The organism is Paenibacillus sp. 598K, from assembly GCF_003851045.1.
Taxonomy (GTDB): domain Bacteria; phylum Bacillota; class Bacilli; order Paenibacillales; family Paenibacillaceae; genus Paenibacillus_D.
The window spans coordinates 12,307-12,851 of record NZ_BFBX01000181.1 but is presented as its reverse complement, the minus strand read 5'-3'; the positions used below and the strand labels follow the sequence as shown (position 1 = coordinate 12,851).

Below are 545 nucleotides of genomic sequence, written 5' to 3'. Positions count from 1 at the left end.
CTGGTCGTCATGGTGGCGGGAGCCGGCGCGGCGGCATTGGTGCCTGCGCTTGCCTCGTCCCGCGCGCGCGGCGATGCCGGGCAATCTGCCCGGCAGATTAGTCTGGCGCTGCGACTGGCTTGGTATATCGGAACAGCGGCGGCGCTAGGACTCGTCCTGCTGGCCGAGCCGATCAACCACATGCTGTATGCGGACACCGCCCAATCCGCCGTCTTTGCGCTCGTCGGCAGCACAGCGGCCGCCGCGACGCTGGGCGCGGTCACGACCGCCGTGCTGCAGGGCCTTGGCTCCGTCCGCGCGCCGGCCATCTTCCTGCTGGTCGCCGCCCTGCTCAAGACGGGGCTCAACCTCGCGCTCGTGCCGGCGTACGGTCTCGCCGGCGCAGCCTGGGCCGGCATCGCAGCGATGTCGCTGCCGGCCTTGCTAGGCCTGGTCGCCGCGCATCGCGCTGGCGGCCGCCCGGTCGACCGGTCCGCCTGGCGGCACGCGGCGGCCGGCATCTGTGCGCTCGCGTGCATGGCCGCAGCGCTATGGCTGCTCGGGCG

1 protein-coding gene is annotated in these 545 nt (G+C 73.2%); it reads left to right on the top strand.

Annotation, left to right across the window (positions count from 1 at the left end; genetic code table 11):
* Positions 1 to 545 (top strand): lipid II flippase MurJ (locus tag PA598K_RS36815; RefSeq protein WP_185602397.1); only part of this gene is annotated, 545 nt, incomplete at both ends.